General features: G+C 70.3%; 4 protein-coding genes. 2 read left to right on the top strand and 2 right to left on the bottom strand.

Going from position 1 to position 7,447, the window contains the following annotated elements; genetic code table 11:
- A partial coding sequence (locus SACHA_RS0108960; protein ID WP_019809026.1) for a multifunctional oxoglutarate decarboxylase/oxoglutarate dehydrogenase thiamine pyrophosphate-binding subunit/dihydrolipoyllysine-residue succinyltransferase subunit occupies window positions 1–3,385 on the top strand: 3,385 nt, incomplete at its 5' end.
- Between the two features lie 83 nt (window positions 3,386–3,468).
- Here the strand turns inward: SACHA_RS0108960 and SACHA_RS0108955 are convergent.
- On the bottom strand, window positions 3,469–5,040 hold the full coding sequence (locus SACHA_RS0108955) for a S8 family peptidase (RefSeq protein WP_028663017.1): 1,572 nt from the start codon (window positions 5,038–5,040) through the stop codon (window positions 3,469–3,471).
- A gap of 335 nt (window positions 5,041–5,375) precedes the next feature.
- Between SACHA_RS0108955 and SACHA_RS0108950 the strand changes: the two genes are divergently transcribed.
- On the top strand, window positions 5,376–6,827 hold the full coding sequence (locus SACHA_RS0108950) for a bis-aminopropyl spermidine synthase family protein (RefSeq protein WP_019809023.1): 1,452 nt from the start codon (window positions 5,376–5,378) through the stop codon (window positions 6,825–6,827).
- Window positions 6,828–6,844: 17 nt separating this feature from the next.
- On the opposite strand, the gene SACHA_RS21155 is transcribed toward SACHA_RS0108950, so the two are convergent.
- Window positions 6,845–7,249: a hypothetical protein gene (locus SACHA_RS21155; protein ID WP_019808958.1), complete on the bottom strand. Its 405-nt coding sequence runs from the start codon at window positions 7,247–7,249 to the stop codon at window positions 6,845–6,847.
- Window positions 7,250–7,447 lie beyond the last annotated feature (198 nt).

Raw genomic sequence — 7,447 nt, 5'->3', positions numbered from 1 at the left:
CACCCCGCGCACGGCGCCGCCGAAGGCCCCGGCCGAGCCGGAGAAGTCGCCGCTGCGCGGCGCGTCGGCCGCCATCGCGAAGAACATGGACGCCTCGCTGACCGTGCCGACCGCCACCAGCGTGCGCGCGGTCCCGGCCAAGCTGATGGCCGACAACCGCATCGTCATCAACAACCACCTCAAGCGTTCCCGCGGTGGCAAGATCTCGTTCACCCACCTCATCGGGTACGCGATGGTGCGGGCGCTGCGCGAGTTCCCGAACATGAACCGGTACTACGAGGAGGTCGACGGCAAGCCGCACGCCGTCACGCCGGAGCATGTGAACCTCGGCATCGCCATCGACATGAAGGGCAAGGACGGCCAGCGCACGCTGGTCGTGGCCTCCATCAAGAACTGCGGGAACATGACGTTCCTCCAGTTCTGGCAGGCCTACGAGGACCTGATCCGCAAGGCCCGCAACAACAAGCTCACCGCGGACGACTTCTCGGGCACCACGATCTCGCTGACCAACCCGGGCGGGATCGGCACCAACCACTCGGTGCCGCGCCTGCAGTCCGGGCAGGGCACGATCATCGGCGTCGGCGCCATGCAGTACCCGGCGCACTTCGAGGGCACCAGCGAACAGACCCTGATCAACCTCGGCGTCAGCAAGATCATGACGCTGACCTCGACCTACGACCACCGGATCATCCAGGGCGCCGAGTCGGGCGAGTTCCTCAAGCGCATCCACGAGCTGCTGCTCGGCGGGGACGGCTTCTACGACGACATCTTCACCTCGCTGCGACTGCCCTACGAGCCGGTGCGCTGGGTCGAGGACATCCCCGAGGGGGAGATCGACAAGACCGCCCGTGTGCTGGAGCTGATCGACGCCTACCGGATGCGCGGCCATCTGATGGCCGACACCGACCCGCTGAACTACCGCCAGCGCAGGCACGAGGACCTGGACATCCTCTCCCACGGGTTGACCCTGTGGGACCTCGACCGGGAGTTCGCGGTCGGCGGGTTCGCGGGCAAGGAGCGCATGAAGCTGCGCGACGTGCTCGGGGTGCTGCGGGACTCCTACTGCCGCACCGTCGGGGTCGAGTACACCCACATCCTCGACCCGGACGAACGGCGCTGGATCCAGGAGCGCGTCGAGATCCCGCACGAGAAGCCCGAGCCGACGGTGCAGAAGTACGTGCTGTCCAAGCTCAACGCGGCGGAGGCGTTCGAGACCTTCCTGCAGACCAAGTACGTCGGGCAGAAGCGGTTCTCCCTGGAGGGCGGCGAGACCGTCATCCCGCTGCTGGACACCGTGCTGGACAAGGCCGCCGAGCACGAACTCGACGAGGTCGTCATCGGGATGCCGCACCGCGGCAGGCTCAACGTGCTGGCCAACATCGTCGGCAAGCCGATCTCGCAGATCTTCCAGGAGTTCGAGGGCAACCTCGACCCGGGTCAGGCGCACGGCTCCGGCGACGTGAAGTACCACCTCGGTGCCGAGGGCAAGTACTTCCGGATGTTCGGCGACGGCGAGACCAAGGTGTCGCTGACCGCGAACCCGTCGCACCTGGAGACCGTCGACCCGGTGCTCGAAGGCATCGTCCGCGCCAAACAGGACCACCTGGACAAGGGCGACCGCGACTCCGGCGGGTTCACCGTCCTGCCCGTGCTGCTGCACGGCGACGCCGCGTTCGCCGGGCAGGGTGTGGTGGCCGAGACGCTGAACCTGGCCATGCTGCGCGGCTACCGCACCGGCGGCACCGTGCACGTGATCATCAACAACCAGGTCGGCTTCACCACGCCGCCGGAGCATGCCCGCTCGTCGCAGTACGCCACCGACGTGGCCAAGATGATCGGCGCACCGATCATCCACGTGAACGGGGACGATCCGGAGGCCGCGTACTGGGTCGCCCACCTCGCGGTGGACTACCGGCAGGCGTTCAACAAGGACATCGTCGTCGACATGATCTGCTACCGGCGGCGCGGTCACAACGAGGGCGACGACCCGTCGATGACCCAGCCGGGTATGTACGACATCATCGACGCCAAGCGCAGCGTCCGGAAGAACTACACCGAGGCGCTGATCGGCCGCGGTGACATCTCGATGGACGAGGCCGAGGCCGCGCTGCGCGACTTCTCCAGCCAGCTGGAGCACGTGTTCAACGAGGTCCGGGAGCTGGAGAAGCACCCGATCGCACCGAGCCCGTCGGTGGAGCAGAGCCAGCAGGTGCCGGCCCAGGTGCCCACCGCGGTCCCCCGGGAGGTCATCGAGAAGATCGGCGACTCGTTCGTGGAGCTGCCGGACGGCTTCACGCCGCATTCGCGGGTCAAGCCGGTGCTGCAGCGGCGGCACAAGATGTCCCGCGAGGGCGGTATCGACTGGGCCTTCGGGGAGCTGCTCGCATTCGGTTCGCTGGCCATGGAGGGGCGGCTGGTGCGGCTGGCCGGGCAGGACTCGCGCCGCGGCACCTTCACCCAGCGGCACTCCGTGCTCATCGACCGTAAGAGCAACCAGGAATACGCGCCGCTGCAGAACCTCGCCGACACCCAGGAACGGGTGATGATCTACGACTCGGCGCTGTCCGAGTACGCGGCGGTCGGCTTCGAGTACGGCTACTCGGTGGCCAACTCCGAGGCGCTGGTGATGTGGGAGGCGCAGTTCGGCGACTTCGTCAACGGTGCACAGACCATCATCGACGAGTACATCTCGTCCGGTGAGGCCAAGTGGGGCCAGCACTCCGACGTCGTGCTGTTGCTGCCGCACGGCCACGAGGGTCAGGGCCCGGACCACACCTCCGGCCGGATCGAGCGGTTCCTGCAGCTGTGCGCGGAGCACTCGATGACCGTGGCGGTGCCGTCCACCCCGGCGAACTACTTCCACCTGCTGCGCAGGCACGCGCTGGACGGGGTGAACCGGCCGTTGATCGTGTTCACGCCGAAGTCGATGCTGCGCAACAAGCAGGCGACCTCCGACGTCGAGGACTTCACCGACGGTTCGAAGTTCCTGTCGGTCATCGACGACGACACCGTCGACCCGGCCAAGGTCCGCAAGGTGCTGCTCACCTCCGGCAAGCTCTACTGGGAGCTGGTGGGCGAACGGGCCCGGCGGGAGATCGACGACGTGGCCGTCGTGCGGGTGGAGCAGTACTACCCGCTGCCGAAGGCCAAGTTGATCGAGGCGATGCGCCGGTACACCGGCGCCTCCGACGCCGTCTGGGTGCAGGAGGAACCGGAGAACCAGGGCGCGTGGCCGTTCTTCGGGCTCAACCTGCCGCGCAGGCTGCCGGAGGCGTTCCCGACCCTCGGCGTCGTGGCCCGCAGGCCCATGGCGGCACCGTCGGCCGGCTCGTCGAAGGTGCACGAGGTCGAGCAGAACGCACTGATCGACCGGGCGTTCGAGTAGACCGGACACCACCACCCGGGTGTCCGCACCGCCCCCGGGACGGTGCGGACACCCGGGTCAGGACGTCACCCGGTCCTCGCAGGTCACGGGGTGACGGTCCAGCTGTTGAGCCGGCCGGTGTCGCCGTAGTAGACGTCGGTCACCCGCAGTTCCCAGGTGCCGTCGGCCGGGGACGCGGAGGCGTCGACCGTGTAGGTCTCGTTCACGTCGTCGGCGGAGTCCCAGCCGGAGTTCTTCAGCCGGTGGGTCGTGCCGTCCGGGGCGACCAGGTCGATCCGCAGGTCACCGCGGTAGGTGTGCGTGATGTCGACGTCCACGGTCGTCGAGCCGGAGGCCGCGCGGTCACAGCCCTCCACGGTCACCGAGCTGGTGGAGGTCCGGTTGTCGGTGATGGCGACCTCGGTGTCGTTGGTGACCGGGTCACACTCGCCCGGCTCGGGCTCCGGGTCCGGCGTCCCGCCGCCGTCACCCCCGGTGTGCAGCAGGACGTTCGGCGAACCGCTGCCCGGATCGCCCACCGCACCGCTCGTCCCCTGGTTCACCAGCGCGTCCCGCACCTGCGCCGGGGAGGCCGCGGGGTTGTCGGCCAGGTGCAGCGCGGCCGCACCCGCGACGTGCGGGGTGGCCATCGAGGTGCCGCTGATGGTGTTGGTGTCGGAGTCGCTGCCGATCCAGGTCGAGGTGATGTCGCTGCCCGGGGCGAAGATGTCCAGGCAGGAGCCGATGTTGGAGAAGCTCGACCGCGAGTCCGAACTGGTCGTCGAACCCACGGTGATGCCGTCGGCGACGCGGGCGGGCGAGGTGTTGCACGCATCGGCGCCGTAGTCGTTGCCCGCCGCGAGCGCGTAGGTCACGCCCGCGTCGATCGAACGCCGCACGGCGTCGTCCACGGCCGTGGACACACCGCCGCCGAGGCTCATGTTGGCCACCGCCGGGCCACTGGCGTTCTCGGTGACCCAGTCGATGCCGGCGATCACTCCGTCGTAGGAGCCGGATCCCTGGCAGTCGAGCACACGGACGCCGATCAGCTCGACGCCCTTCGCGACCCCGTGGTCCGCACCACCGATGGTGCCCGCGACGTGGGTGCCGTGGCCGTTGCAGTCGTCGGCGTCGCCGTCGTTGTCCACGAAGTCGTAGCCGGACCGGGCACGGCCTTCGAAGTCGTTGTGCGAGGTCCGGACGCCGGTGTCGATCACGTACGCTTCCACGCCGGAGCCCGTGGCGTCGTAGCCGTAGCTGTCGTCCAGCGGGAGGTCCCGCTGGTCCAGCCGGTCCAGCCCCCAGGACGGCGGGTTCGTCTGCTCGGCGTCGGTGTGCACCACCCGGTTCTGCTCGACGTAGGCGACGTCCGGGTCGGCCGCGGCCCGTTCGGCGCGCTGCTCGCTCATGGTCGCCGAGAAGCCGTGGACCGTGCTGTCGTACACCCGTTCCACGGCCGCGCCGTGCTCGTCGGCGACCTCCGCGACGGAGGCGCCGTCCTCGAGGACGACGATGTAGCTCTCGTGGATGGTGCCCTGGGCGTCCGTACCGAGGACGGTGCCTTCTTCCTGGGCGGAGGCGGTCAGGTTCCCGCCGAGCGCGGTCAGCACGGCGACGCCGGCGGTCAGCCCGGCGGTCGCCAGTGACCTGCTACCCAACTTTCGGTTTCTTCGCACGGTTACTCCCTCCACGTTCCGGTGAACTTTTCGCCGTGAACGTGGCGGTGAACGTACGGACAGAAACATATTGAACACAGGTCTTGTCTCGATCGAGTGATCGCGGTATTGGCGGCACGCTCCGACGCCCTGCGCCACTCGTTCGCACCGAGGCGAAAGTAGGTTCCGGCCCCTACTTTTGGTCGGACCTGGCGCGCCGGAAACGGCCGCCGTTCACCCGGTCGGCCGAGCACTCACGTCGACTCCTCGTCCGGGACCGACACCTGGTTGACCACGCCCGGGCGCCTTCCGGCCCGGCGGCGGCTCTAAGCTCGGCGCCCGTGGAGACGTACGCGATGCACGCGCGGGAGGTCCGGGCGGCCGTCACCGCCCTCGGCCGGGGTTGGCTGTCGTTCGACGAGCTGGTGCGCACGACCACCCTGCCCCGGCGCACGGTGGAGGAGCTGCTCGACGACCTCGCCGACGACGTCGAGCGCGACGACGGCCTCCTGCGGCTGCGTCCGGACACCGTCGCCGCGCACCACGAACGGGTGGGCACCGCCGCGGCGATCCCGCCGGGACTGCGCGACGAGATCGGTGGACACCTCGACGCGGTACCACCACCGCTGCCCGCACTCGACCACGTCCAGGCCACTCCCGACACGGTGCTGCACCGGGCGCGGTGGCTCGACGAACAGTACGACCTGCGGCACGCCCGCCTGCTGTTCCTCGGCGACCACGATCTCACCTCGCTGGCGGTCCACGCGCTGCGTGGCGAGGCGGACGTGACGGTGGTCGACGTCGACGACCGGGTGCTCGACCACATCGACGCGCGCAGCGGTGGCGCGGTGCGGACGGTGCACGCCGACCTCCGGTTCGGGCTCCCCCTGGCGGTGACCGGCACGGCCGACGTCGTGTTCAGCGACCCTCCGTACACCCCGGAGGGCATGACGCTGTTCGCCTCCCGGGCGATCGAGTGCCTCGCCGACCGCGCCGGGCGGGTAGTGCTGGCCTACGGCTACAGCCACCGCCATCCCACGCTCGGCCACCAGGTGCAACGCGCGTTGTCCGGCCTGGGTCTGACCTTCGAGGCGATCCTGCCGGGCTTTCACCGGTACGCCGGCGCCCAGGCCCTCGGCAGCGCCGCCGACCTCTACGTCTGCCAACCGACCGCCCGCGCCCGGAAGAAGAAGCGCGGTCCCGGACAGGCGATCTACACGCACGGCCCCCGCTCGGTCGAGGCGGCCCGCACCCCCGAGCGGCTGCGGACGGCCCTGACCGCGATCGCGGAGGAGGGCGGATCTCCCGTCGAGGAACGCGGACCCGACTGGACCAGACCCGCGCCCGTGCCCGGGGGCACCGCCGTCGCCGTGGACCTCACCGGTGATCCGGGTCCGTGGCTGGTGCGGGTCCTGCTGGCCGTCAACGCCGGACGGGTGGCACTGCTGGTACCCAACGCGCATCCCGACCTCGCCGACGCGGCGGGGCAACGGGCGCTGACCGAGCTGCTCGCACCCAAGTACCGGCTGCGGCTGCTGCGCAGCACCCCGGACAACACGCATGCCGTGGTGCTGGCCGAGGCCACGGGCACCGGCGACACCGCGACCGGCGACACCGACGCGGTGGACGGGGACACCGGGGACGACGACACCGGCACCAGCGCCTTGCGGAAGGTGTGGACCAAAGCCCACGGCCGGTTGGGCAACCTCCTCCCCCACGCCCCCGCGGACATCGCCGACCTCCGGCTCGTCGACGTACCCCGGCACAAGATCGTGCGATTGCTCCGGTCGTCCGGCCCGGGTGGCTGAGTCCGAACCGGCCCCGGTCAGTGCGGCCGGTGGTTGCGGCTGGGCGCGAGGGAGAGCAGCAGGATGAGCACGGCGGCCAGAACGAGCCCGAGTCCACCCGCCCCGAAGGTGATCACCGCGACGAGATTGACCGCGGCCCCCACACCGGCGGCGACCCGCAGTACCACCTGCCTGCCCCGGAGTGCCGCCACCCCGCCCCAGAGGTAGGCGCCGGCCCCGATCAGGGCGGCCACCCCGAGGACGACGACCACCCCGGAGAAGCCGGTCTCGCCCCAGCGCACCCGCTCCATGCTGCCGAGCACGGCACCGCCGAGCATCCACGCCAGCCCGCCGACGAGTTCCAGCGCGGCGGCCAGGAAACCGAGGACCGCCGCCGCGGTCACCGTCGCGGGCCGCTCCGGCGGCAGACCGTACGGGTTCACCGTTCCTTCACCGACCGGAACCGGCGCCGCCCACGGGAGTCCTCCGGACCCCTCCCGGCCGGGTGGCCCGCCCGCCGGACCGGGGAACGACCCGGGTGGATCAACCGACATAGCTCTCCTCCGGACGACACCGCGGCACCCACCGCGCCGCGGGCACCGAGGGTAGCGCTCCCGGCCGACACCCGGTCCGGGCCGCGC

This window comes from Saccharomonospora halophila 8, assembly GCF_000383775.1.
Classification (GTDB): domain Bacteria; phylum Actinomycetota; class Actinomycetes; order Mycobacteriales; family Pseudonocardiaceae; genus Saccharomonospora; species Saccharomonospora halophila.
The sequence above is the reverse complement of the archived record's forward strand: the minus strand, read 5'-3'. Positions and strand labels throughout refer to the sequence as shown.